The sequence below is a fragment of the Marinobacterium sp. xm-m-383 genome, from assembly GCF_013283255.1.
GTDB lineage: Bacteria > Pseudomonadota > Gammaproteobacteria > Pseudomonadales > Balneatricaceae > Marinobacterium_E.
In genome coordinates, this window is record NZ_WBYT01000003.1 from 26,807 (window position 1) to 49,921 (window position 23,115).

General features: G+C 48.3%; 24 protein-coding genes. 12 read left to right on the plus strand and 12 right to left on the minus strand.

Annotated features, from left to right (window positions below):
- The first annotated feature begins 138 nt into the window (after positions 1–138).
- Positions 139–1,527 (plus strand): PhoH family protein, encoded by a 1,389-nt coding sequence (locus XMM383_RS05710; RefSeq protein WP_173480596.1) that lies wholly within the window; start codon positions 139–141, stop codon positions 1,525–1,527.
- A 10-nt stretch (positions 1,528–1,537) separates the two neighbouring features.
- Here XMM383_RS05710 and XMM383_RS05715 read toward each other — a convergent pair whose 3' ends face one another.
- Positions 1,538–2,077 carry a pyridoxamine 5'-phosphate oxidase family protein gene (locus XMM383_RS05715; protein ID WP_173480595.1) on the minus strand — a complete coding sequence of 180 codons (540 nt, stop codon included), beginning with the start codon at positions 2,075–2,077 and terminating at the stop codon, positions 1,538–1,540.
- Positions 2,078–2,361: 284 nt separating this feature from the next.
- Here XMM383_RS05715 and mqo point away from each other — a divergent pair, with 284 nt between their 5' ends.
- The 3 genes from mqo to XMM383_RS05730 all read left to right on the plus strand — a co-directional run bounded on the left by mqo (position 2,362) and on the right by XMM383_RS05730 (position 6,410).
- The gene (gene mqo, locus XMM383_RS05720; RefSeq protein ID WP_173480594.1) at positions 2,362–3,864 is read left to right on the plus strand and encodes a malate dehydrogenase (quinone); all 1,503 of its coding nucleotides are present in this window, start codon (positions 2,362–2,364) and stop codon (positions 3,862–3,864) included.
- 78 nt (positions 3,865–3,942) lie between these two features.
- The gene (gene yidD / locus XMM383_RS05725) at positions 3,943–4,248 is read left to right on the plus strand and encodes a membrane protein insertion efficiency factor YidD (RefSeq protein ID WP_371731412.1); all 306 of its coding nucleotides are present in this window, start codon (positions 3,943–3,945) and stop codon (positions 4,246–4,248) included.
- Between the two features lie 2 nt (positions 4,249–4,250).
- The gene (locus tag XMM383_RS05730) at positions 4,251–6,410 is read left to right on the plus strand and encodes a hypothetical protein (RefSeq protein ID WP_371731497.1); all 2,160 of its coding nucleotides are present in this window, start codon (positions 4,251–4,253) and stop codon (positions 6,408–6,410) included.
- Between the two features lie 30 nt (positions 6,411–6,440).
- Here XMM383_RS05730 and XMM383_RS05735 read toward each other — a convergent pair whose 3' ends face one another.
- A complete protein-coding gene (locus XMM383_RS05735; protein WP_173480592.1) occupies positions 6,441–7,253 on the minus strand; it encodes a mechanosensitive ion channel family protein in 813 nt (270 codons plus the stop codon).
- A 104-nt stretch (positions 7,254–7,357) separates the two neighbouring features.
- Here XMM383_RS05735 and XMM383_RS05740 point away from each other — a divergent pair, with 104 nt between their 5' ends.
- On the plus strand, positions 7,358–7,933 hold the full coding sequence (locus tag XMM383_RS05740; protein ID WP_173480591.1) for a TIGR04211 family SH3 domain-containing protein: 576 nt from the start codon (positions 7,358–7,360) through the stop codon (positions 7,931–7,933).
- Positions 7,934–7,958: 25 nt separating this feature from the next.
- A complete protein-coding gene (locus XMM383_RS11785) occupies positions 7,959–8,093 on the plus strand; it encodes a hypothetical protein (RefSeq protein WP_256368146.1) in 135 nt (44 codons plus the stop codon).
- Here the strand turns inward: XMM383_RS11785 and XMM383_RS05745 are convergent.
- The 4 genes from XMM383_RS05745 to XMM383_RS05760 are packed head-to-tail and all read right to left on the minus strand — an operon-like array spanning position 8,090 to position 10,611.
- On the minus strand, positions 8,090–8,293 hold the full coding sequence (locus XMM383_RS05745; protein ID WP_173480590.1) for a hypothetical protein: 204 nt from the start codon (positions 8,291–8,293) through the stop codon (positions 8,090–8,092). The genes XMM383_RS11785 and XMM383_RS05745 overlap by 4 nt on opposite strands.
- A gap of 44 nt (positions 8,294–8,337) precedes the next feature.
- Positions 8,338–9,024: a M48 family metallopeptidase gene (locus tag XMM383_RS05750; protein WP_173480589.1), complete on the minus strand. Its 687-nt coding sequence runs from the start codon at positions 9,022–9,024 to the stop codon at positions 8,338–8,340.
- Positions 9,025–9,050: 26 nt separating this feature from the next.
- Entirely contained in the window at positions 9,051–10,040 is a 990-nt protein-coding gene (locus tag XMM383_RS05755; RefSeq protein WP_173480588.1) for an NAD(P)/FAD-dependent oxidoreductase, read from the minus strand.
- Between the two features lie 7 nt (positions 10,041–10,047).
- Positions 10,048–10,611: a glutathione peroxidase gene (locus XMM383_RS05760; RefSeq protein ID WP_173480587.1), complete on the minus strand. Its 564-nt coding sequence runs from the start codon at positions 10,609–10,611 to the stop codon at positions 10,048–10,050.
- A gap of 317 nt (positions 10,612–10,928) precedes the next feature.
- On the opposite strand from XMM383_RS05760, the gene XMM383_RS05765 reads away from it, so the two are divergent.
- Positions 10,929–11,411: a peptidylprolyl isomerase gene (locus XMM383_RS05765; RefSeq protein ID WP_173480586.1), complete on the plus strand. Its 483-nt coding sequence runs from the start codon at positions 10,929–10,931 to the stop codon at positions 11,409–11,411.
- 351 nt (positions 11,412–11,762) lie between these two features.
- Here the strand turns inward: XMM383_RS05765 and XMM383_RS05770 are convergent, their stop codons facing one another.
- Positions 11,763–12,977 (minus strand): ammonium transporter, encoded by a 1,215-nt coding sequence (locus XMM383_RS05770; RefSeq protein ID WP_173484656.1) that lies wholly within the window; start codon positions 12,975–12,977, stop codon positions 11,763–11,765.
- A 244-nt stretch (positions 12,978–13,221) separates the two neighbouring features.
- Positions 13,222–15,384 carry a bifunctional 23S rRNA (guanine(2069)-N(7))-methyltransferase RlmK/23S rRNA (guanine(2445)-N(2))-methyltransferase RlmL gene (rlmKL, locus tag XMM383_RS05775; protein ID WP_173506470.1) on the minus strand — a complete coding sequence of 721 codons (2,163 nt, stop codon included), beginning with the start codon at positions 15,382–15,384 and terminating at the stop codon, positions 13,222–13,224.
- Between the two features lie 275 nt (positions 15,385–15,659).
- On the opposite strand from rlmKL, the gene rmf reads away from it, so the two are divergent.
- A complete protein-coding gene (rmf, locus tag XMM383_RS05780; protein ID WP_173480583.1) occupies positions 15,660–15,866 on the plus strand; it encodes a ribosome modulation factor in 207 nt (68 codons plus the stop codon).
- A 99-nt stretch (positions 15,867–15,965) separates the two neighbouring features.
- The gene (locus tag XMM383_RS05785) at positions 15,966–16,457 is read left to right on the plus strand and encodes a peptide-methionine (S)-S-oxide reductase (RefSeq protein WP_173484654.1); all 492 of its coding nucleotides are present in this window, start codon (positions 15,966–15,968) and stop codon (positions 16,455–16,457) included.
- Between the two features lie 27 nt (positions 16,458–16,484).
- Here the strand turns inward: XMM383_RS05785 and XMM383_RS05790 are convergent, their stop codons facing one another.
- Entirely contained in the window at positions 16,485–17,522 is a 1,038-nt protein-coding gene (locus tag XMM383_RS05790) for a quinone-dependent dihydroorotate dehydrogenase (RefSeq protein ID WP_173483286.1), read from the minus strand.
- A gap of 119 nt (positions 17,523–17,641) precedes the next feature.
- On the opposite strand from XMM383_RS05790, the gene XMM383_RS05795 reads away from it, so the two are divergent.
- Positions 17,642–18,493, plus strand: a complete 852-nt coding sequence (locus XMM383_RS05795; protein WP_173484653.1) for an ion channel — start codon at positions 17,642–17,644, stop codon at positions 18,491–18,493.
- A gap of 4 nt (positions 18,494–18,497) precedes the next feature.
- Here the strand turns inward: XMM383_RS05795 and XMM383_RS05800 are convergent, their stop codons facing one another.
- On the minus strand, positions 18,498–19,379 hold the full coding sequence (locus tag XMM383_RS05800) for a TIGR01777 family oxidoreductase (RefSeq protein ID WP_173483288.1): 882 nt from the start codon (positions 19,377–19,379) through the stop codon (positions 18,498–18,500).
- Between the two features lie 80 nt (positions 19,380–19,459).
- Between XMM383_RS05800 and XMM383_RS05805 the strand changes: the two genes are divergently transcribed.
- Positions 19,460–20,074, plus strand: a complete 615-nt coding sequence (locus XMM383_RS05805; protein ID WP_173480578.1) for a riboflavin synthase subunit alpha — start codon at positions 19,460–19,462, stop codon at positions 20,072–20,074.
- Here the strand turns inward: XMM383_RS05805 and XMM383_RS05810 are convergent.
- Entirely contained in the window at positions 20,053–20,949 is an 897-nt protein-coding gene (locus XMM383_RS05810; protein ID WP_173480577.1) for a LysR family transcriptional regulator, read from the minus strand. The genes XMM383_RS05805 and XMM383_RS05810 overlap by 22 nt on opposite strands.
- 116 nt (positions 20,950–21,065) lie before the next feature.
- On the opposite strand from XMM383_RS05810, the gene XMM383_RS05815 reads away from it, so the two are divergent.
- Positions 21,066–22,679, plus strand: coding sequence for a GMC family oxidoreductase (locus XMM383_RS05815; RefSeq protein WP_173484652.1), 1,614 nt, complete (start codon positions 21,066–21,068; stop codon positions 22,677–22,679).
- Positions 22,680–22,722: 43 nt separating this feature from the next.
- Here the strand turns inward: XMM383_RS05815 and XMM383_RS05820 are convergent, their stop codons facing one another.
- Positions 22,723–23,109 (minus strand): hypothetical protein, encoded by a 387-nt coding sequence (locus tag XMM383_RS05820; RefSeq protein WP_173484651.1) that lies wholly within the window; start codon positions 23,107–23,109, stop codon positions 22,723–22,725.
- Positions 23,110–23,115 lie beyond the last annotated feature (6 nt).

Here is a 23,115-nt window from a genome sequence, read left to right on the forward strand (position 1 = left end):
TATTTACGTTTATACATGAAGGATAGATGACATTCAGCTAATCGGCAGAACATATTTGCCAAAGGCGAATGCATCGATTAGTTTAAAGTTATCGGTGAGTTTTTCATCGATCCCTCTCTGCTGCAGAAGGAACCGCCAATGAGCGCATCCAAGCTTTATATCCTTGATACCAACGTGCTGTTGCACGACCCCAAGTGTCTTGTCGAATTTAAAGAGCAAGATATTGCCATTCCGATGACCGTGCTTGAAGAGCTCGACGACATCAAAGATCGGAAGAAGAACGTAGCGGCAGAAGCGCGTGCTGCGATTCGCGAAATTGATAAAATTCTGAGCAACGCCAAAGACCCTTCAGAGATTCTAGACGGTGTGCAGATTTTATTGGATGGTAAAGAGCGCGAGATCGTATTTGGTAAGCTCTCCATCTACCCTGATCATGAACTGGCTCATGACAAAGGGTTCTTGCCAGCAGACCACAATAAAGACAACCGAATCATTAACTGCGCCCTTCACTTACAGCGAGTGCTTCCTAAGCGCCAGGTGATTCTGGTCACTAAAGATTTGAATATGCGTCTTAAGGCGATGGGAGCTGGCTTAAAACGCGTTGAGGATTACCGTACCGACCAGCTCGTCTCGGACATCGATCTACTCCCTGCGGGCCATCTTCATTTAGAGACCCCTTTTTGGGAGGGGGTTGATTCCGTTGAAAGCTATCACGAAAACGAGCACACCTGTCACAGAGTAGACCGCGAGGTGCTGCCAGAGACCTACCCTAATGAATATATTTGGGACGACTCGCAGGATTTTGCCGCTAAAACCAGCCGTGTCGAAGGTGACAAGGTCATCCTTCAGGATCTGGGCTACCAAAACCTGATGCAGCAAAACTGCTGGGGCATTTCACCCATCAATATTCAACAAGCCTTTGCCATGGAAGCGATGCTGGATCCTAATATTGATCTAGCCGTTCTGCTTGGGTCCGCCGGTTCGGGTAAAACCTTGGTTGCCCTAGCCAGTGCTCTGGAGTTGGTTATTGAACAGCGTCGCTACAATAAAATTATTGTCACTCGCTCGACGCCACCGGTCGCTGAAGATATCGGCTTTTTACCAGGCACCGAAGAGGAGAAGATGACTCCATGGATGAGTGCGATTAACGATAACTTAGAAGCGATGCACGAACAGGACGAACGCCCGCAAAGCAGTGTTAAGTATGCGATTGAGAAGGCTAACATTCAGTTCAAGTCTCTCAACTTCATACGTGGGCGAAGCATTCAGAACGCCATTGTTTTGATTGATGAAGCCCAAAACCTAACGCCGCAACAGATGAAAACGATCCTGACTCGCTGTGGTAAAAACACCAAGATGGTCTGCCTAGGAAACTTGGCCCAGATTGATTCAAACTACCTAACCGCACTCACTTCAGGCTTAACTTACATTGTTGAACGCTTTAGAGACTATGAGGGCTCTGCCAGCGTTCACTTTGAGGGAATCTTCCGCTCTAAACTGGCCGAATACGCCGAAGAGCATCTCTAAACATCCCGTTTTAGGGTACCAGTGCTGTGACTCCATCTGGGGTCACGGCCACTCTTTGATGACCCTCGCGATTTAGCTGCAGAAGATCAAACGAGCTGATCTTAATCTCCACCACACAGAACCAGTTCTGTTCGACAAATTCCACCAGTGGATCAATTTCTGAACCCGGTGGTAACTTGGTCGTGTAGTCCGCAACCGTCGGCCCCTCTTTGACCCTATCCCAACGTTCATCAATGGCTTCCTTGTCACTCATTAACGTCGCTAACCCTTCAGCTCGTAACTGCTGTTTTAACTGTGGATTCCAGAAGCAGAGTGAGACATTTGGATTATGTTGCAGCTGCAAAATTTTTGGTGATCGGGAGTCACTATAGAAACGCAAAAGCCAGTTATTCGATTCGATCTCTCTTAAGACAACAGAGCGTGATTGCGGTCGACCAGCATCATCCACTGTAGAGAGAGTAAACACCCTCCAAGGGTGCCCTTTTTCCACCAGCGCATCTTCAACAAATCCCCACAATTCAAGGGGTTTTAGACTTTTTAAGTCGATCATTGGATACATCCATCTGAGACATTGGTCTATCTTGAAAAACCGTCCATTTCGCCGAAGTCCAGTAACTACGTGGCTTATAGTTATCTGTCATAGCTGTATAACAAAACAGTTAGGCGATAGAGACTAGAAACCATGATGCGGCGCAATATAATTGGCACCACTGAAATATGGGTGACACATTTATCTGTTACCCACCGCCTCACTTCCAAGGCCTATTTGCCAAAAGCTTATAGGAGATTGAGTCGTAAGGCACATTTGTTCAACACACAGATGGTAGTCGAGTTATGGATTCAGAAGTAGATGTATTGTTAGTTGGCGCAGGAGCGATGAGTACGACGCTTGCCGTTATGCTCCAGGAGCTGGACCCTAATCTGAAAATGATGATGGTCGAACGTCTCAACCACGTGGCTAGCGAAAGCACCGATGGTCTTAATAACGCGGGTACTGGGCACGCAGCCTATTGTGAGTTGAATTACACCCCTCGCCAGGCTGACGGCTCAATTAACTGCAGCAAAGCTTTCTCAATTAACGAATGTTTTGAGATCAGCTTGCAGTTTTGGTCATACCTTGTGAATAAAGGTGCGCTTCCTCATCCTAAGAAGTTCATCAACACAACGCCCCACTGCAGTTTTGTCTGGGGTGAAGATAACGTCGATTTCCTTCGTAAGCGCCACCAAGCACTTTCACAGCACCCTCTTTTTGAGGCGATGGAGTACAGCGAAGATCCTGAGCAAATTCGCGAGTGGATGCCTCTAGTGATGCAAAACCGCGAAGATAACCAGCCGATTGCTGCTACTCGCGTGCGATATGGATCGGACGTTAACTTTGGTGAACTTGCGCGCTTCATGGTCAATTTCCTTGAAGTTAGTGGCAACTTCGAACTCAAACTGTCGTCAACAGTCCAAGATCTTAAACAGGAAGAGGATGGCCGTTGGTGCGTCAAACTGAAACACTCTGCTAAGCCAGACACCTACAAAGTCCGTGCGAAGTTTGTCTTCCTCGGTGCCGGTGGTGGAGCTCTACCTCTGTTGCAAAAATCTGGCATCCCTGAAGGTGAAGGGTACGGCGGCTTCCCAGTTAGTGGTCAGTGGTTGATCTGTAAGAACAAAGAGGTCATCGAGCGTCACCAAGCCAAGGTATACGGCATGGCCCCCATTGGTGCGCCACCCATGTCAGTACCCCACTTGGATACCCGTGTTATCAATGGTGAAAAAGCACTGCTGTTCGGTCCTTTTGCAGGGTTCACTACTAAGTTCCTAAAAAATGGCTCGTTGATGGATCTGCCGATGTCATTGAGCCCAGACAACTTGATGCCAATGATGTCAGTTGCCCGCAACAACATGGATCTGACCAAATATCTAATCAGTGAAGTAATGCAGACGCACGGTTCACGTGTAGAGTCACTTCGCAACTTCTTCCCAGATGCTGAAGAGAACGATTGGGAACTCTCTTACGCCGGTCAGCGTGTCCAAATCATCAAACCGGGCAATGAAACCAAGGGTAAGCTAGAGTTCGGTACAGAGGTGATCTCTGCAGCTGATGGTTCGATAGCGGCACTATTGGGCGCATCACCGGGTGCATCAACGGCAACCAGCACGATGATCTCGATCATCGAAGAGTGCTTTGCTGAGCGCATGCAGAAGTCGAACTGGTCCGAGAAGCTAAAACAGATGATTCCATCCTACGGTGAATCATTGGCGACCAATAGCGATCTTCTTCGCACGGTGCGGGCTAAAACGCTTGAGACACTACAACTGGATGAGAAAAAGGCCTCTCAAGCGGCCTAACTCTTTCTATTTCTGGGACCCCACCGGATTGGTTTATTGGCGTTAAAGGACTACCATTGCGTCAATAAGGAGTCCGGTGTGGTTAAACATTTTTTTGAACATCTTCTCGTACTGACGGTTCGGTTCTATCAACTGTTCATCAGTCCTGTACTGGGTCCGCGCTGTCGATTCTACCCAACCTGCTCTAGCTATATGATCGAAGCGATTCAACTGTACGGCCCCCTCAAAGGCACACTGCTCGGTTTAAAACGCATTGGACGCTGCCATCCAGGGTCTGATGGTGGGATAGATCCGGTTCCAGGCAGTGAGCTTGAGAGCAGTTATCAACAAGAACTTGCCGAACAAAGCTGCGGCTGTTCACACCCTGAGAACAAGGAGCACTGATCGTGTTTTCTACTGCCAGCCTTACAGGCATTGCTCTGCTCTACATGGCTCTTCTGTTTGCATTAGCGATTTTTGTTGAGCGTAAGGTAAGGAAACAGTCTGGTCTTAGCTTCCAGGGACCCATCTACGCCCTCTCATTAGCGGTCTTTTTTACCTCTTGGACCTTCTATGGCAGCGTTGGATTCGCGCTCGAGAACGGACTCCAGTTCTTTGCCATCTATATCGGTGCCATTTTAGGTCTACTCTTTGGTGCCAAAGCGATCAAAAAAATGGTTCTGGCCAAAGAGAGTTTTCGTTTAACGTCCATTGCCGATTTCATATCAACGCGTTACAGACGCTCTCAGCGCATTGCCGCTCTGGTGACCATCATTGCGATTCTAGGGCTGCTGCCTTACATCGTTCTTCAGTTGCGTGCGATCAATAGTGCGTTTGATGTACTGACCAACGACTCAGCAACCCAAGGTAGCTGGTCGGCTGCCATCATCACACTGACGCTCGCGTTTATTACGATTCTTTTCGGTGCCCGAAAAATTGATCCGACTGAACGTCACCAGGGCATTATTGCCGTGTTAGCCGCCGAGTGTCTGGTAAAGTTGTTTGCCTTCATTGCCCTGGGTCTGTTTGTCACCTTTGGTCTGTTTGATGGGTTTGACGATCTCCTCAAGCAAGCGGAGCAGGCCAACTTACAGTCGGTTTACAGCTTTGGTGGATCGGACAGTTTCTTAACCTGGGTTGCCCTAATCATACTAGGCGCAGCCGCCATCCTGATGCTGCCAAGACAGTTTCATGTCACGGTCGTTGAAAATCCGGGTACGACACACATCAAGAGCGCCCTGACGCTCTTTCCTATCTACACGCTTGGCATCAACCTATTTGTTATTCCTATCGCACTGGCCGGGCTGTTGCTCGGGCTTCCAAAAAGCTCTGGTGATCAGTTCGTTCTATTGATACCTAAGCTCGCTAATAGTGAGGTGATGGCCCTGGTGGGTTACCTAGGCGGATTCGCCGCCGCCACGGGTATGGTCATCGTTACCCTAATTACCCTAGCGACGATGACATCAAACCACTTGGTGATTCCCATCTGGCGTCGTTTTAAACCGGATCTCAATTTAGGCGCCTCACTGCTCCATCTGCGCTGGATACTCATTCTAGGCATTGCGTTAATTGCCCATCTGTTTGCCAACCAACTCGATGCACCTTACTTGTTAGTTGCATTGGGTTTAATCTCGTTCGCGGCAGTTCTGCAGTTAGCACCCGCTGGGTTAATCGGTCTATTTTGGCGTAAAGGGAATAGTTTAGGCGCAGCACTGGGCTTATTGTCTGGCTTTATTCTCTGGGGCTTCACCTTAGTGCTACCGCCTATGGTTGGTGAGGGCTGGATCGATGCCAGTGTTATGACGAATGGACTGTTTGGCCACTCATGGCTGCGTCCTAATGCACTGTTTGGACTGGAATTTTTACCCCCACTCGCCCACGGCGTATTCTGGTCACTCTTGTTTAACATCACGCTGTATGTGGTTGGCAGTAAACTCTACAAGCCTCGTAAGGTTGAGAGAGCTCAGACAGAAGAGCTGTTTAACGCCACTAACGAGATGTTAACGGACCGATATCGCAATGCCCGCCCCACTGGGCTTGAAGCCTATATTGAGCGTGAGCCGAAAACCCAAGAGGCTGAGCTTCTTCTCAACCGTTTTCTAAGCAGTGATGCGGCGGATCAGGTACTTGGCAGCATTTTGACGGACCTCCAGCTAGGTGCTCGCACTCATTTCACCATTGTCGAATTGATGGAGTTTCATCGACTACTCGAGCAACGATTAGCCGGCTCTATTGGCGCAGCAGGTGCACATTCAGCAATTGAAGAGTCTATTCGCTACTCCGACCGAGAATCCGCCGATCTGAAAGCGCTCTTCTCTCACATTGCCAGCGAATTAAAATTGAGCAGTTCAGAAACCGAAAACAGTCCTCTGTTTGAGTCGCTGCAAGATAATAACGAACAGCTTAACAACGAGCTCGCTAAGCTAAAAAATGCGAACAAGGTGTTAGAGGAGAAGGTTGATCGTCAGTACGAAGTGATTCATGGGCATCGCTTAGAGATACAGAAGCTAACCCATGAAAACCAGACACTGAAAGCACGATTGGGGCTCTCAACTGATGAGAGTTAGTACCCGCAGAGTAAAGAATCAGAGGAGGCTTTAGGCCTCCTCTTTTTTGAGATGAACATCCATTTGCGGGTAAGGAATAGAGATGCCTTCCGCATCAAAACGCACTTTAATCTCTTCGGTCAGTGCCCAACGGACCTCCCAATAGTCTTCGGTTTTAACCCATGGGCGCACAATGAAATTAACGCTGCTATCGGCCAATTCTGATACCGCAATTTTAGGGGCAGGATCCTCCAAGACTCGACTATCGGCCGTCACAACCTCTGTTAAGATCTGTTTTGCTTTACGCAGATCATCGTCATAACTGATACCAAAGATCATATCGATACGACGTGTCGGTCTACGGTTGTAGTTCGTGATGATCCCTGAATAGATCGAACCATTTGGCACAATCACTTCGCGGTTATCTCCGGTACGCATCACCGTATTAAAAATCGTGATCTCTTCAGCTACGCCGGATATGCCAGCCACTTCGACAAAGTCACCCTCTTTGAATGGGCGGAAGAAGATCAGCAAGACACCCGCAGCAAAGTTTTTCAACGAGTCCTGCAGTGCCAGACCGATTGCCAAACCTGCGGCACCGACCAGAGCGATCAATGAGGTGGTATCAACACCCAATTGACCCAGCGCGGCAACGATAACCAGCAGCGTCAACAGAATGCTGATGACGGAGCGGACAAAGTTGACCAGCATATTGTCCATTGATGTACGGTGCAGCCCTCTCTCAAGCAGTCGGGTTGCAAATTTGACTAACCAACGACCCACCACAAAGATGGCCAAAGCCGTGGCGATATTGATAGACCATGGGACTAAGTAGGTATCCATAAGAGATTGCAAATCAGGCATAGTTAAACGTCCAAAAAGGCTAAATTTAAGCTGCGGGTAAGGTTGATAGTGATAAAATCACCCCCATATCTACACTATAACCTAGGTAAAGCAGTTTCCCAGCTATGCGTTCAGTTTTTTCTCTATTTGCTCTTCTAATGTCAAGCCACCTCTATGCGGCTGATTACCATATCGCCGATGATGTTCAGCTCTTCATGCACAGCGGCCCCTCTTACGAATACCGCATCGTCTCTAGAGTTCGCAGTGGCGATCCCGTGACTCTGTTAGAGCGCGGCAAAGATTACACCAAGATCAAACTGGCCGATGGCAAAGAGGGTTATGTTCTCACTCGCTACTTAGCAGAGGGACAAAGCAAACTGACAGTTCTGCAGACTGAGCTACCGGATCTAAAACAGCAGCTAGCGTCGCTTAGTGAAGATTTGGCAAAGAAAAACGATCAAATCGCCCAACTCGAAACAGAGTTGGCAAGCTACCGCGATGAAGCGACTGACTCGACCACAGAGCTTGTCATCAAAGATAAACGGATTCGCGAACTTGAGTTTCAAGTCGCTAATATGGATCAATCAAACCTAATGCGCTGGTTAACGCATGGCGGACTGATCGCCTTAGCAGGTTTGATCGTTGGATTGATCCTTCCCCACCTTCCTCGTCGTAAGAAGAGACAGGATGAGTGGTTTTAATTAACAAAAACAGAGAGAAGTGAGTATGGAAATGGTTATTCTAGGCGCTCTGTGTATTGCTGCAGCACTGTACATCATCAGCACAAATATTCAGTCTAAAAAGCCTGTTCTGCAGCCGATTCGTATCGAAGAGCGCAGCCAGAAAAAGCGTCGCCGCTAAGCTAAGTCTTCATCGGTAATGGGACGTGGCGTAAAGTCTGCGATCCCATTTTCAATGGTCCATGCACGACGCCCCTGCTCGACACGAATAACACCTTTGAATCGTGCTTGAAGGTAAGGTACGACCTCTTCAAGGGTGTCGATATCACACAAAATCACACCACCACGATCATCTTCAGTCGAAAATAGAAACGATTGCACCGTACACCTCTAATAAACAGTCACGCCAGTCTAACAACTTACCTCTACCAGTTTAAGTAGGCGAAGCGATCTTTTATCTCTTGTTTGGCCAACTGATAGTCTGGAAAGAAGCGGCTAACCAGGGCCCAAAAGCGTGGACTGTGGTTCATCTCTTTCAAATGACAGAGTTCGTGAATGATCACATAGTCCTGCAGAGTGTGTGAAAGGTGTATCAATCGCCAGTTAAGCGTGATCTCACCGCGACTGGAACACTGCCCCCATTTACTCGTATAGCTGCCTATATTGACGGATGAGGGCTTTAGACCAGTGAAACTCGATAACTGCTCAGAACGTGCAATTAACTGCTGTTGGGCAGCCCCCTTTAGTGAAGATTGAAGCTGTCGTCTGATTGACTGATCTGTTGAGCGCGCATTGACTTTAACCCTGACGGAACGGCCAGTGTGACAGATTGTTTTCTCTTCGGGTGTTAATTGAGAGACCTTCTCAAGTTGGTAGTTGATGCCATTAACGACCAGAGTCTCTGAATGCAGATCAATGGAGTGCTTACTCAATGCTTTCTGCTGTTGTACTAGCCTAGGAGTGACCCAGGCCTGTTTGCTCAGAACCCATTGCTGAATATCAGCCTCACTAATGAATAGTGGTGCTTTGACAACGACTCTACCCCTGTCGATTTGAATCGACAGAGTTCGACGTCTACTGGATCGCTCTAGGGTATATTCGAACTCAATCAATCTGTGCCATCTTAACTATGCGGGTGTTAGGACAGACTACCGCTTGTACTATAAGAGTCAATAATGACATCGGCCAATTCATTGGCACTCTTCCAAGCTCCTGCCAAACCGGGCTCATTAATCCAGTCTCCACAGGCGCCAATCGAAAGTTCAGCATCCCACAAAGGTTCCGTTAATTGAGCACTCTGCAGAGTTCGACTGTAGAGCCAACGGTGAATTTTTGAGGCGCTAGGCTCTATCGATTCACCCAGCCAATCAGACAATAAGCCCTCTATTTTTTTCAGCAGAGCCCCCCGATCATCATCAATGTGTGATTCGCTCCAAGATTCACGCATTTCAACTCGAACCAACAGCCCCTCTCGGCCAGGTTTGTCACTCTCGACCACGATACGGTAGAACTCTGGATGCTCTCCCTCAATCACAGAGACTCCGTCTAAGCGCGATGGTCGCGTCTCTAACTGAAACAGTGCAATCCAATTGGCTGAGGTTGCTGCTTGCTCAGCGCGATGAGCAAAGCGTGGTGAGGTTTCAAGAAGTGGCACCGCCTGTGGCGCGGGCGCGGCAACAACTACCGCATCAAAATAGTCGATCAGTTCACCTTGATCATCTCGAATCAGTACACCCTGCTTATCGCTCCACACGACACCTATACGGGTTTCAGTGTGGAGAGTAGTACCTTTGAGAAGTTCACGAGTAAACAGACTGTTACGACCCGCGCCGATCTTGTACTCAACGGACTCATGTTGTGTGAGGCTAAAATCCGAGCGCGTGGTACTCCAGGTCTCAATCACACCGGTGTCGACATAGGCATTTAAGAAACGCTCAAACTCGCTGGAACAGCCATCTAGATAGGGAGCACCTAGATCAGCAGAGAGTTGACCCACGCGAGAAGAGGCTAAACGCCCACCCGTTCCTCGTGATTTCTCAAACAGATCAACAGTAAAACCTGAAGTGGTCAGTCTATTGGCGAGTGTAGCACCGGCTAAACCAGCGCCGATAATAGCTATCCTTGGCATATTGATCCTATGAATTGGGCTCTACCGCAATGGCCTTTTCAACGGTATTAATGAAGCCTCTGTTTTCGGGCGATGTGACACTTGAGTAGACATCAATGACTTTACCATCACGGCCAATCAGGTACTTGTAGAAATTCCATTTCGGGGCGGTTCCTGTCGCAGCAATCAAATCCGCCCATAGAGGGCTCGCTTGATCCCCACGAACCACTGACTTCTCAAACATCGGGAACTTAACACCGTAAGTTAAACGACAAAACTCTCTGATCTGCCCCTCCTCACGATACTCCTGATTGGCGAAATCACCGCTAGGGAAACCTAACACTGCAAAGCCTTGGTCTTTGTACTTAGCATGCATCGCTTCAAGACCTTCATACTGCCCGGTAAAACCACACTTACTGGCTGTATTGACGATCAAGACCACTTTGTCTTTGTACTCTTCGCAGAGGTTGACCTCTTTTTCACCGGCTAGCTCACGAACGGTATGATTCAGCACGTTAGTGCAAGTATCAGCTGAGGCTGTTTTAAAGCCAAAAACGGCTGCCAGTAGGGTTAATATTTTCATAAGCTTCATTGTGCGCCTCGGTGTTGATTTTTACTTCAATATTTACGCTCAGATAGAGGTTTCGGATGACCGATACAGAGGATGACAGGTTGAAACCTGTTAAGTACACGGATGTGCTGTATGCGGTAATTGCAGGAGCAAATTACTGTCACCGGTGCTTTGAACTATCTACGGAGTAACCGTGACTGGCTTCAGCCTGTCATCGGCTCTTAGTCATCGGTGATTTACCCTACAACCTGCCCTTGTAGTTTGTTAGCATAGTCGCCTACATTCACGGAGCACTGCGATTCACTAATGGTCTGCATCTCCAATATAAGGAGAGAAAGATGCAAATCGCTGACAAAACTGTTGTCTCTATTCACTACACTCTTACCAATGCTCTGGGCGAGACGATTGATAGCTCTGTAGGACAGGATCCTCTTGTCTACCTACAAGGTGCTCAAAACATCATTCCCGGTCTAGAAAACGCCCTAACTGGCAAAGCGGTTGGTGATGCACTTCAGGTTACCGTTGAACCGGCTGAAGGCTATGGCGAGATTCGTGATGAATTGATCCAAGAAGTTGATCGCAGTGCGTTCCAGGGCGTTGATGATATCGATGTTGGCATGCAGTTTATGGCTCAAACACCTTGGGGTGAGCAGCCTGTAACCGTTGTTAAAGTTGAAGGCGACCAGATCACTCTTGATGGCAACCACCAGCTTGCTGGTGAAACGCTCAACTTTGACGTTGAAGTGGTTGAAGTACGTGAAGCAACCGCTGAAGAAGTTGAGCACGGTCATGTTCATGGAGCTGGCGGTCACCACCACTAATCCACCATCGATCTAACATTAAAAAAGCCGAGTTAAATAACTCGGCTTTTTTGTGATTGTTGCAAGGGAACCTGCGAACAAGTCCATAGTATCTCAGCGAGACCTGAAATGTGCAGATACAAGGCGCTTCTCGCCGCTAATGGCCGTAGCCCTTAGCAAGAGGAGCAACGCCGTAGATGCATATTGCAGGCCACGCCCTTGGGGGCTTACAGTCAAATCCACCCTCTGTGTTGCGCTTTCTTGACTTAGCCCGCTAGGCCTTCGAAACCACGCCTTGATGATGAATTCGACTGTAAGCCTGAGATGCCATGGACTTATTCGCAGGTTCCCTAGAGCAACGGGATCAATCGCTTATTTGCGATCATCCGAAGTGGCTTCGATACGGTGAATACTTAGATCCGCACCACGGAACTCGTCCTCTTCATCCAGACGGATGCCCGCTACTGCATTCACAATACCGTAAACCAGGAAGCCACCGATCAAGGCCACTGCGATACCTGCAAGAGTACCCACAACCTGAGCACCTAGGCTTACGCCACCAAGACCGCCTAGTGCTTGGCTACCGAAGATACCTGCTGCAATACCACCCCAGGCGCCACATAGACCGTGTAGAGGCCATACACCCAGTACGTCATCGATCTTCCACTTATTCTGAGCCAGTGTGAACAGCCAAACAAATAGTGCACCGGCAATACCACCTACAAACAGCGAGCCAATTGGGTGTAGAACGTCAGAACCAGCACAGATCGCAACAAGACCCGCAAGCGGACCGTTGTGAATGAAGCCTGGGTCGTTCTTACCAAGAAGGGTCGCAACGATGATGCCGCCGACCATTGCCATCAAGCTGTTGACTGCAACCAGACCAGAGATACCGTCCAGTGTTTGAGCCGACATCACGTTGAAGCCGAACCAACCGATACATAGGATCCATGCACCTAGAGCGAGGAATGGAATGTTTGATGGTGGGAACGCCACAACACGATCGTTACGGTAACGACCTTTACGTGAACCTAGAACCAAAACAGCCGCTAGGCCGATCCAACCACCGACACCGTGGACTACGACAGAACCAGCGAAGTCGTGGAAGCCTGCACCAAAGGTCTCTTCAAGCCAGCCCTGGAAACCGTAGTTACCGTTCCAGATGATGCCCTCGAAGAACGGGTAGACTAGACCCACACAGAGTGCAGCTGCGATAAGCATTGGGTAGAAGCGAGCACGCTCAGCCACACCACCCGAGATAATTGCAGGAATCGCTGCCGCAAAGGTCATTAGGAAGAAGAATTTCACCAACTCATAGCCGTTACCTTCCGCTAAAGTGGCTGCATCGGCAAAGAAGGTGACGTCGTAGGCAATCCAGTAGCCAACAAAGAAGTAGACCACTGCAGAGAAACCGAAGTCGGTCATGATCTTAACCAGTGCGTTGACCTGGTTTTTATGACGGACAGTACCTACCTCAAGGAATGCGAAGCCAGCATGCATCGCGAATACCATGATGGCACCCATCAAAATGAATAGTGTATTGGAACTTTGTACCAGTGTTTCAACGGCACTGTTGATCGTTTCCACCCTTAATCTCCTCAAATTGCTTAGAAATGCACATATAGGGTGCAGCTCTATATTTCATGCACACTTTTGGTGCATTTAATGACTATGCGATGAGTTTTAGACGGCTTAATAAAAAAAGATAAAATGTTTTTTCTATCTACTTTCAATAACTTAAAAACTAATCACTCACTTTCAGCAAACTCCGTGCTGCAAGACTGTGCATTAGTTAGCAAGTAACGTACCAACTTTGGGCATTAAACGAATTTTATGCCTTATGGCGGATCTCAAAGCTGTAGTGAATCTTCGAGTTACGTTTGAAATCAGGATCAATCGTACGATGAGAAGTATCCACAATCTCAAAAGCGTCGAGCTGCTCGTAGTCCGACTTAAAGCGGCGATAGTTATTTGAAAAGATCAGAAGCCCACCGGGTTCAAGCAACGCCATTGCCCCTTTAATCAGCATAACGTGGTCACGCTGCACATCTAGGATGTCAGACATTCTCTTAGAGTTAGAGAAGGTGGGTGGATCCATAAAGATGAGATCGAAGGTCTCTGAACGAGGGCGATCAAGCCACTGAATACAGTCCGCTTGAACAAAATCAGCACGTTTAGCGTCCAGTTTGTTCAGTTCAAAATTGCGTCGGGCCCAATCGAGGTAGGTTGCCGACATATCGACACTGGTCGTGCTGATCGCACCACCGGCAGCCGCATGGACACTGGCGGTAGCGGTGTAACAGAAAAGATTTAGGAAACGTTTACCCTTAGCGAGAGACTGAATCTGTTGCCTAACAGGACGATGGTCTAGGAAAAGACCTGTATCTAGGTAATCTCTTAGGTTGACCTCGAACAGACAGCCATGCTCTTGTACCGTCAGCGTCTCACCCTGTTCGGTCTGTCGTTGATACTGATCGCTGCCCTGCTGACGCTTGCGTTGTTTCAATACAATCGAGTCTGTGCCCAAAGCAAACACTCTTCCTACAACGGCCATCACATCTTGAAGTCGCTTAAAGGCCTTTACAGGATCGACTTTCGCAGGCGGCGCATACTCCTGAACCACAATCTGATCAGCGTATCGATCGATTGCGACCGCGTACTCTGGCAAATCAGCGTCATAGACTCGGTATGCCTCGATTGACTCACGTTTCACCCACTTAGAGAGCTGTTTAAGGTTTTTCTTAAGTCGGTTCTCTAACATCAGCGCCCCTTCAGACAGGGGTGCACTATCTTGGTGCACAACATCCGAATCGGAATCTGCACTGTTTTGCGGCACACCCTCCTGCGGGTAGACGGTAAATAGCAGTAATTGACTGGGCAGTGCGCCATTAAAGAGCTTGTAGAGCTTGTCTGCACGCAGACCCATCACCTTGCCAAGCTCAGGGTTCGAAGTAAACACCCCCACACGCCAGTGATGCGCTTGGGCTTTTAAGAAATCACCCAGCTGGCTATACAAAAATCTTAGGCTTGAACGATCACCCAATCGTTCACCATAAGGGGGGTTAGTAATTAACAACCCTTTATCTTCTGGCGAAGGAAGTGACAAGCTAGCCAGATCACAACGTTCAAAATGGACGAGTGACTCGACACCTAAGGCTTGAGCGTTGTTGTTTGCACGCTGCAGAACATTTGAATCGGCATCAAAACCAGTTAGACGAGGGTAACCCTCTCTGTTTAGCCCTGCTTCACGGCGCTGTTTTGCATCTTGGTAGATCTCTTGCCAGATAGACGGCTGGTGTTGGCACCAACGATCAAAGCCCCAGCGACGACGTAACAGACCCGGCGCAATATCCGCCATCATCAATGCAGCTTCAGTGATTAAGGTTCCAGAACCACACATAGGATCAACTAGCTGTTTAAAGTCACCTTGATTGGGCCAACCCGCACGCATCAATAGCGCTACTGCAAGGTTCTCTTTAAGCGGCGCAGCACCGGTTTGAAGTCGGTATCCACGGCGGTGCAGACTCTCACCGGACAGATCAATTGCTACCTGAGCTGTCGTTCTGCGCAGATGAACGTTGATGCGCAGATCAGGGTACTGTTTGGCAACGGAGGGACGACTGCCGGTCTCTTCACGAACGGAGTCAACAATCGCATCTTTCACTTTAAGAGCGCCAAAATGGGTGTTATTGATCGACTCATTACGGCCGTTAAAATCAACGGCCAAAGTCCCCTCAGCCCGGATGTGCTCCAGCCAATTAATCGACTTAATATCGTTATAGAGTGCTTCTGTCGAAGTCGCATCAGCCTCTTTCAATAGCAACAGTACTCTGTTTGCAAGACGTGACCACAAACAGATCGTGTAGGCTGTGGCGAGATCACCCTCTACCTGAACCCCTGCTTGAGTCTCTTTTAACCCCTCTATACCGATCGACTTCAACTCGGCTAGCAGTAAAGACTCAACGCCCTTGGGGCAGGTAACGAATAATTTCATTTCAACACTCAATTTGGTTAACGCCGAATGAAATGAAAAATTTTCATCCGCTATATTGGCCCTATTTTAAAGCATTACGCTTCATCTGTAAGTCACTGATTCAGCCGACTTTGCTGCTGACGCGAAAAGGTTAAACCTATTAGAAGGTGAATTTAAATTGAGCAATACAATTACTTAAAATTGCCAATCTGGTCTATTAATAGGTTGTGACTACCAATTGTTGTCGCCAAAACATCACTGCGAAAGCAGATACTCACTCAATACGAGGCGTATATATGAAAAGACAGAAACGAGAACGTAGCAATTCACTATACAAACGCGGTTTTACTGCCGGACTGGAGGGTAAATCACAGTCAGATTGTCCGGTATCAACGACAGACTTACGCAGCCACTGGATGACAGGATGGCGCGAAGGGCGAGAAGCCCACTGGAATGGCCAATCAGGTGTTTCAGCGATACAGGTCAATCCAAGTTATCACTAACAACATTTAATCAAGTAAGGCTCCTAATGATACCCATAGGAGCCTTTTTCGTTTTAAGATCCTCTCTTCACAGTTAAACACCAATGTTAAGCAGGGCTAATGGAACAGATTTACTTTGCTGGGGGCTGCCTATGGGGTGTCCAAGAGTTCATGCGGCATGTTCCTGGCGTCATCTCCACGCAAGCAGGTCGAGCCAATGGCACGTCTAACAGGACAGACGTTGAGTATGATGGCTATGCGGAGTGTGTACAGATCGACTTCGACCCTGAACAGATAGCCCTAGTCGAGCTGATAGAGTGCTTGTTTGAAATAATCGACCCCTACAGCATCAACCAACAAGGCCAAGATGTTGGGCCTAAATACAGAACAGGGATCTACAGTCGAGAACGCAAACACTTGGACGAGGCAAAACGAATTCTGAAAAGCCGCGAAGATTATAAACAGCTGGCTATTGAGGTACTCCCCCTATCCAACTACGTCAAAAGTGATGACGAGCACCAGGACCGACTGACACGTCATCCAGAGGATCATAGTTTCTGCCACATCCCGCTAGCACTGCTCTATAAATACAAAAAAGCCGCTAATCGATAGCGGCTATTCAGTGTCAAAGCGTTGAGCTTAACGGTGTCCTAATAAACGACGATCACGAATCGCTTCAGCCGCTTCAGTGATCAGTTTAGGACCACGGTAGATAAAACCTGTGTAGACCTGAACCAAACTAGCACCCGCCTCGATCTTCTCGACAGCGTCAAAACCTTCAGTGATACCACCAGCACCTATGATAGGCAAAGCACCATCCAACTCACGCGCCAAGATTTGGATCGCACGAGTCGATAGGTTGCGAACTGGAGCACCGCTCAAACCACCCGCCTCTTTGGCAAATTCAGAGCTCTCTACACCACCTCGTTCAATGGTGGTATTGGTCGCAATCACCCCATCCATCTCGTAGGTTTTAAGTAGATTAGCAGTTGTTACAAAACCCTCTTCATCCATGTCGGGCGCAATTTTGATCGCGATCGGGACGTATTTGCCGTGAATACCTGCCAAGCGGGCCTGTTCATTCTTCAGCATGTCCAAAAGCAAGTTGAGACTATCACCCTGCTGAAGGTCACGAAGACCAGGCGTGTTTGGTGAAGAGATATTAACCGTTATGTAAGTAGCGTAGGGATACACCTTACGCAAACAGATTAGGTAATCATCGGCCGCATTTTCATTAGGGGTATCTTTGTTCTTACCAATGTTGATACCCAGTACGCCTTTAAAGTTCGACGCCTCAACATTCTCGATCAGTCGATCTACACCCAGGTTATTAAACCCCATGCGATTGATGATCGCGCTGTGCTCAGGTATGCGGAATAGACGGGGTTTAGGGTTGCCCGGTTGAGGACGAGGAGTCACGGTACCGACTTCAACAAAACCAAAACCCATAGCCGCCAAACCGTTAATAGCACCCGCATTCTTGTCCAGACCAGCCGCCAATCCAACGGGGTTTGGAAAACGAATGCCCATGACTTCTGTTGGTGCTTCCACCATTTTCGCACCAAGAAGCTTCGGCATACCCAGATCGGCAGCCAAGTTCATACTGCTCAGTGCAAGGTCGTGAGACTTCTCAGCATCTAAGCGAAACATCAAAGAGCGGGCTAGGTCGTATAACATGATTATCCAATCGAAATTTTAGTTGGGCGAATTATACAGAGTGGTCATTCTGAATGACAGTTTGCTTAAGTCACTGGTGTCATAAATAATATTCATCTATCTATTCAGGAGATCAGCCGGTGACTCAGCACAATAAGCACAACCGTTTAATGGGCATTTTAGGGGTCCAAGGCGTTGATGTTCGAGAGAACCACAGAGCCAAACAGTGGGGGAGTATTTTTGAGTGGCCGCTCCTGTTTCTGGCGTTTTGGATACTGATCGACTGGTATTTTCAAACCACAAACCATCACGAACAGCTCGCCATTATCGGTCTCAACGACTGGGTGATCTGGGGCTTTTTTACCTTAGATCTGGTAGTTATGTTGGTGTTAGTAGACAACAGACTGCGATACCTAAAAGGCAACTGGATGAGCCTGGTCATCGTGCTGACCGGAATTCCGATTTTATTAAACGCTTTAGGCCTGCAAAGTGGCGTCTTAAGATCACTGAGACTGCTGATTTTTGCCAGTATATTCACACGCCTATCTAGCGATCTTCGCTCGGTGTTGGGCCGGCATAACCTAGGGGTAACTCTGGCGATCGCACTGGGATTTCTGATCCTAGCCGCCTTCCTCATCTCTGGACTGGATCCTGCGTTTAAAAACCCGATCGATGGCTTCTGGTGGGCTTGGGTCACGATGACTACCGTCGGCTACGGCGACCTTGTTCCAACCACCCTTGAGGGGCGTATCGTTGGCATGCTTCTGATTTTGGTTGGCATCGCGATCTTTTCAATGCTGACCGCTAGTTTCTCTGTCTTTTTTATCGAAAAAGATGAAGAGGAGAAAAATGACCGGGAAGACGCTATGGTGCGACGCCTTCAGATGCTTGAAGCTCGTTTAGAGCGAATAGAACAAAACCTCAATAAAGCGGTGACTTCGTTGGAGCAAATTCAAACGCTCGAGTCTGAAAAACGCTCACCAAAAAGTTAACGGATTAGATAACAGCGGTTAAGGCCTGATCGAGTGAAGGGTATTTGAAATCAAATCCGTGCTGAGTCAACTTCGCAGGAATCACAGCCAACCCTTCAGTCAGCAGTGCAGCCCCCTCTTTGCCAAGCATCAACTTAGGCATAAAAGCTGGCATTGGCAAAAAGGTTGGACGCTTCAAGACTTTGCCAAGCTCTTCTGTAAATACTTGGTTGGAGACTGGATTAGGTGAGGTCAAATTGAATGGCCCACTCGCATCAGGGTTATCAATCAAAAATAGAATGGCGTTGACCTGATCGTCTAGATGAATCCAGGACATCATCTGCTGGCCGTCGACAATGCGACCACCTAAGCCCAGTTTAAAGGCAGGTAGCATCTTCTTCAGGGCGCCACCCTTACCAAGCACGATGCCCGTTCTGAGTAGCGCCACTCTGACACCCTCTTGTTCAGCACTTAAGGCAATGTTCTCCCAGCTTTTGCAAAGCTCACTGGAGAAGTCTTGAACCAGAGGTTGATCCGCCTCAGAAAGCGTCTGATTACTGCGAGTCGCCCCGTAAAAACCGATCGCTGAGCCACTGACTAGCACCTTGGGTTTAACCTCTTGTTGAGCAATCCAACGCACTAACTGCCCCGTAACTCCTTCACGACTGGCACGCAGGGCCACTTTTCGCGAGTGAGTCCAAGGTTTATCAGCGATCGGTAAGCCTGCTAAATTGACAATGGCATCGACAGCGGTGTTCAAGTCAGACAAATTTGAGATTGTTTGAACACCGGCCACTTTCGAGGATCGTTTGTGTATCAATAGAGTGACTCGGTCACCTCGAGCGACGAGCGCTCTAGCGACTGCATCACCAATAAACCCTGTACCGCCTGTCAAAAGAATGTGCATGCTGTTAAACCCTTAACTGTTTGCTTTATCTACGTCCCATGCTAGCGTTCGGACTGCTAAAGCTAAAGGAAGAATCGATAATGTTTACTGGTATTGTTCAAGGTGTGGCGACAGTCACTGCCCTCACCCCAGCCGATAATTTTATGACATTGCAGCTTGAGTTCCCGGAAAACTGTTGTGATAACTTCCAGATCGGAGCCAGTGTCGGACTTAATGGTACTTGTTTAACGATTACCTCATTTGAAGGTAACAGAGCCAAGTTTGATGCGATCCAATCGACACTAGAACTGACCAACCTTGGCGATTTGCAGGTCGGGTCACTGGTCAATTTTGAACGTGCCGCTAAGATTGGCGATGAGATTGGTGGGCACCTAATGTCGGGCCATATTTGCGACCGAGTAGCGATAACAGCGATCGAAAAGACAGAGACCAATTGCCGAGTTGAGTTTGATCGTCCGAGCCAATGGGCACCCTATCTATTGGATAAAGGGTTTGTCGGACTGAATGGCTGTAGTTTGACGATGACGCAAGTAACGGATGACCGTTTCTCTGTTTGGCTAATCCCAGAAACCTTGGAGCGCACACTGTTTGGCAAAGCTAAGGTAGGTGATCTGATCAACCTAGAGATCGACCCTCAAACGCAAGCGATTGTCGATACGGTCGAACGATACCTTCAGGAGCGCGGCAAAAACTGATCTCTGTGCTGCGCGATTAACTGCTCTAACTCAGTTGAGATAGAACGAACATTGGCGCGACGCCTCAGCTCTAGAGGCGTCAGCAGCCAGTAGCTTCGTATAAAGCTAATCTCCTTTGGCAGAACCTGAACAAAACGCGGGTCATCTTGCACCATATAATGGGGTAACACCCCAAACCCTCCACCATTAGCAATAAACTGGAATTGGGACATCACGGTTGCCCCCTGAAAGCGCTCAATCAGTTGGTCATCGATCAATCGGTTAAACCCCAACTGCTCAGTGTAGAGTATATCGGGAATATAACCGGCAAACGGGTGCTGTTTAACCGATTCAATATCCTCTAAATCTACGGAATTATTCTGCAGATACTCACGACCTACATAGAGAAAAAGCTGGTAGTCCGTCAGTTTCTTACAATGAATATCCCGCCTCTCAGAGGGCTCCAATGTGATCGCTATGTCCACCTCACGCTTCATCAAGTTAAGGCTCTGTGGAACGGGTACCAAGCGTAGGTTTAGATCAGGGTTACGATGGACAAAATGGGTTAATTGATTTGCTATAAAGAGGTTTCCCAAACCATCTGGCGCCCCAATTCTTAGGTTCCCGGATAGGGATCGCTGATCTGAAGCCGCTCTCTCTTTGGTCAAGACAGTAATGTCTTCACACTGTTGAGCCAGAGGCAAAACAGCTTCACCGGCCGGAGTGAGGTGCAAGCCTTTATCATCCGCCTCAAACAGTGGGGTTTGCAACGCATCTTCAAGAGCGGCTATTCGACGCGACACCGTTGTATGGTTCACGCCCATTCGTTTTGCTGCAGTCAAATAACGACCCGCGCGAGCGACCTCGAGAAAGTAACGCAGATCGTTCCAATTCAATTTATCATCCATCATCTGTGCAATTTAGCACAACAAACCAGCAAAATAATCAAAAATTACTGCACAAATAATCATAAGATGGTGCACACACTAATAAGCATAGAAAGGATAACGCCATGTCTACTGTCAAAGATCTTGGAACTTACGATTACGTCATCGTTGGCGCTGGGTCTGCCGGCTGTGTATTAGCCAACCGTTTGAGTCAAGATCCAAATACTCGTGTGCTTCTGCTTGAAGCGGGTGGCAGTGACAACCAGTTTTGGGTACATGTTCCAGTGGGTTACCTCTACTGTATAGGCAACCCAAAAACTGACTGGTGTTTCTCAACCGATGCCGAAGAGGGGCTTAATGGTCGTTCACTTATCTACCCTCGCGGTAAAGTAATGGGGGGCTGCTCTTCGATTAACGGCATGATCTACATGCGTGGGCAAGAGCGTGACTATGATGAGTGGGCATCATTAGGCAATGAAGGCTGGAGCTGGCAAGAGGTTCTTCCTTATTTCAAACGCTCTGAACGACACTACCAACCCGCTGATGAGTTCCACAATGATAAAGGGGAACTGTTCGTTCAAGAGCAGCGCTTGAGCTGGCCGATTCTAGAAGCCGTTCGAGAGGCGGCTGAAGAGGTTGATGTACCGAAAACCTCAGACTTCAACCGTGGTGATAATGAGGGTTCAGGTTATTTCCCAGTTAACCAAAAAAATGGCATTCGCTGGAATGCACGCAAAGCCTTTATCAACCCCGTTAAAGCACGTCCTAATCTCACCATTATGACTCACGCTCAAGTCACCAAGCTGCGTATTGAAAACCGACGCGTTGTGGGTGCTGATCTCATCGTTAACGGGCAAGTTGCGAGCGTAACGACCGATAAAGAGCTACTGCTCAGTGCCGGTGCGATCAATTCGCCACAAATTCTACAGCTTTCTGGCATTGGCCCTGCCAAGGTTTTAGCGGAGCACAAAATCGAGATGGTGCACGAGCTCCCTGGTGTCGGTGAAAACCTACAGGACCACCTACAGTTGCGAACCATCTACACCGTTGAAAACACAAAAACTCTGAATGAGTGGCAGTCAACCCTGTTGGGTAAAGCGCAAATTGCGGCTGAATACTTCTTAAAACGTTCAGGCCCAATGTCAATGGCCCCCAGTCAGCTCGGTATCTTTACTAAATCCTCGGATGAGCATGCTACGGCGAACATTGAGTATCACGTTCAACCTCTATCGCTTGAGAAATTCGGTGAGGATCTGCACGAGTTTCCGGCTATCACCGTCTCGGTCTGTAACCTGCGTCCAGAGAGCCGCGGTACCTGTCATATTCAATCGACCGATCCTAATGTTCCGCCAGCAATTAAACCGAACTACCTTTCGACGGACGGCGATCGCAAGGTTGCAGCAGATAGCTTACGCCACGCTCGCAAGCTAATGGCGACTCAGCGTTTACGTGAATTTAATCCAATTGAGTTAAAACCGGGCGCACAGCTTCAATCGGATGAAGAGCTCGCGAAGGCCGCAGGTGATGTCGGTACAACAATATTCCACCCGGTCGGCACCGCAAAAATGGGCAGTGATGAGATGTCCGTTGTGGATGCGCGATTGAGAGTGCACGGCATTGACGGTCTGCGCGTAGTGGATGGTTCAGTGATGCCAACCCTTACCTCGGGTAATACTCATGCACCGATCACTATGATTGCAGAGAAAGCGTCTGACATGATCCTTGAGGATAACGCTTAAACTAAAAGGGGCAGATCAATGATCTGCCCCTTTGGGATTGAGACTATTTGTAGATTCGCTCATCAAAAGGATCTACAGGCTCTTCCAGCATTTCGTCCTCTTTGAAGAAGAGTACGCGTCCTTCGAACTTAAACCCCTTAGTCGAGAACCAGCGTTCTGCCTGTTCACGCCCCTCTTCCGCTTTTCTCACCTCCAACCAAGCCATCACGACTCGATAGAAGTAGATACCAAACAGAGCAGCACTCGCGCCTAAGAAGAAATCAGAGGCTAGAGCGAAAATCAGTAGCACCAATGCAACAATCCAGACCTTAGAGCTTCGCGCATTTTTCAGTGCATCGTTTTCAGCCCCGTACTGATCTAGAAAGTTCAGGTAACGACGGTAGTTCTGTTGCAGATCAAACTTAATCGCAGAATCGATAGAGATAGCCATACCGAT

Bases quoted from the DNA above. Each gene is read 5' to 3' on its own strand.
- XMM383_RS05735 (WP_173480592.1), bottom strand. From the start codon at position 7,253: ATGCCTGATTTGCAATCTCTTATGGATACCTACTTAGTCCCATGGTCT.
- XMM383_RS05800 (WP_173483288.1), bottom strand. From the start codon at position 19,379: ATGCACATTCTTTTGACAGGCGGTACAGGGTTTATTGGTGATGCAGTC.
- XMM383_RS05740 (WP_173480591.1), top strand. From the start codon at position 7,358: ATGCGTTCAGTTTTTTCTCTATTTGCTCTTCTAATGTCAAGCCACCTC.
- XMM383_RS05820 (WP_173484651.1), bottom strand. From the start codon at position 23,109: ATGGCTATCTCTATCGATTCTGCGATTAAGTTTGATCTGCAACAGAAC.
- mqo (WP_173480594.1), top strand. From the start codon at position 2,362: ATGGATTCAGAAGTAGATGTATTGTTAGTTGGCGCAGGAGCGATGAGT.
- XMM383_RS05765 (WP_173480586.1), top strand. From the start codon at position 10,929: ATGCAAATCGCTGACAAAACTGTTGTCTCTATTCACTACACTCTTACC.
- XMM383_RS05755 (WP_173480588.1), bottom strand. From the start codon at position 10,040: ATGCCAAGGATAGCTATTATCGGCGCTGGTTTAGCCGGTGCTACACTC.
- rmf (WP_173480583.1), top strand. From the start codon at position 15,660: ATGAAAAGACAGAAACGAGAACGTAGCAATTCACTATACAAACGCGGT.
- XMM383_RS05790 (WP_173483286.1), bottom strand. From the start codon at position 17,522: ATGTTATACGACCTAGCCCGCTCTTTGATGTTTCGCTTAGATGCTGAG.
- rlmKL (WP_173506470.1), bottom strand. From the start codon at position 15,384: ATGAAATTATTCGTTACCTGCCCCAAGGGCGTTGAGTCTTTACTGCTA.
- XMM383_RS05760 (WP_173480587.1), bottom strand. From the start codon at position 10,611: ATGAAGCTTATGAAAATATTAACCCTACTGGCAGCCGTTTTTGGCTTT.
- XMM383_RS05715 (WP_173480595.1), bottom strand. From the start codon at position 2,077: ATGATCGACTTAAAAAGTCTAAAACCCCTTGAATTGTGGGGATTTGTT.
- XMM383_RS05785 (WP_173484654.1), top strand. From the start codon at position 15,966: ATGGAACAGATTTACTTTGCTGGGGGCTGCCTATGGGGTGTCCAAGAG.
- XMM383_RS11785 (WP_256368146.1), top strand. From the start codon at position 7,959: ATGGAAATGGTTATTCTAGGCGCTCTGTGTATTGCTGCAGCACTGTAC.
- XMM383_RS05815 (WP_173484652.1), top strand. From the start codon at position 21,066: ATGTCTACTGTCAAAGATCTTGGAACTTACGATTACGTCATCGTTGGC.
- XMM383_RS05710 (WP_173480596.1), top strand. From the start codon at position 139: ATGAGCGCATCCAAGCTTTATATCCTTGATACCAACGTGCTGTTGCAC.
- XMM383_RS05805 (WP_173480578.1), top strand. From the start codon at position 19,460: ATGTTTACTGGTATTGTTCAAGGTGTGGCGACAGTCACTGCCCTCACC.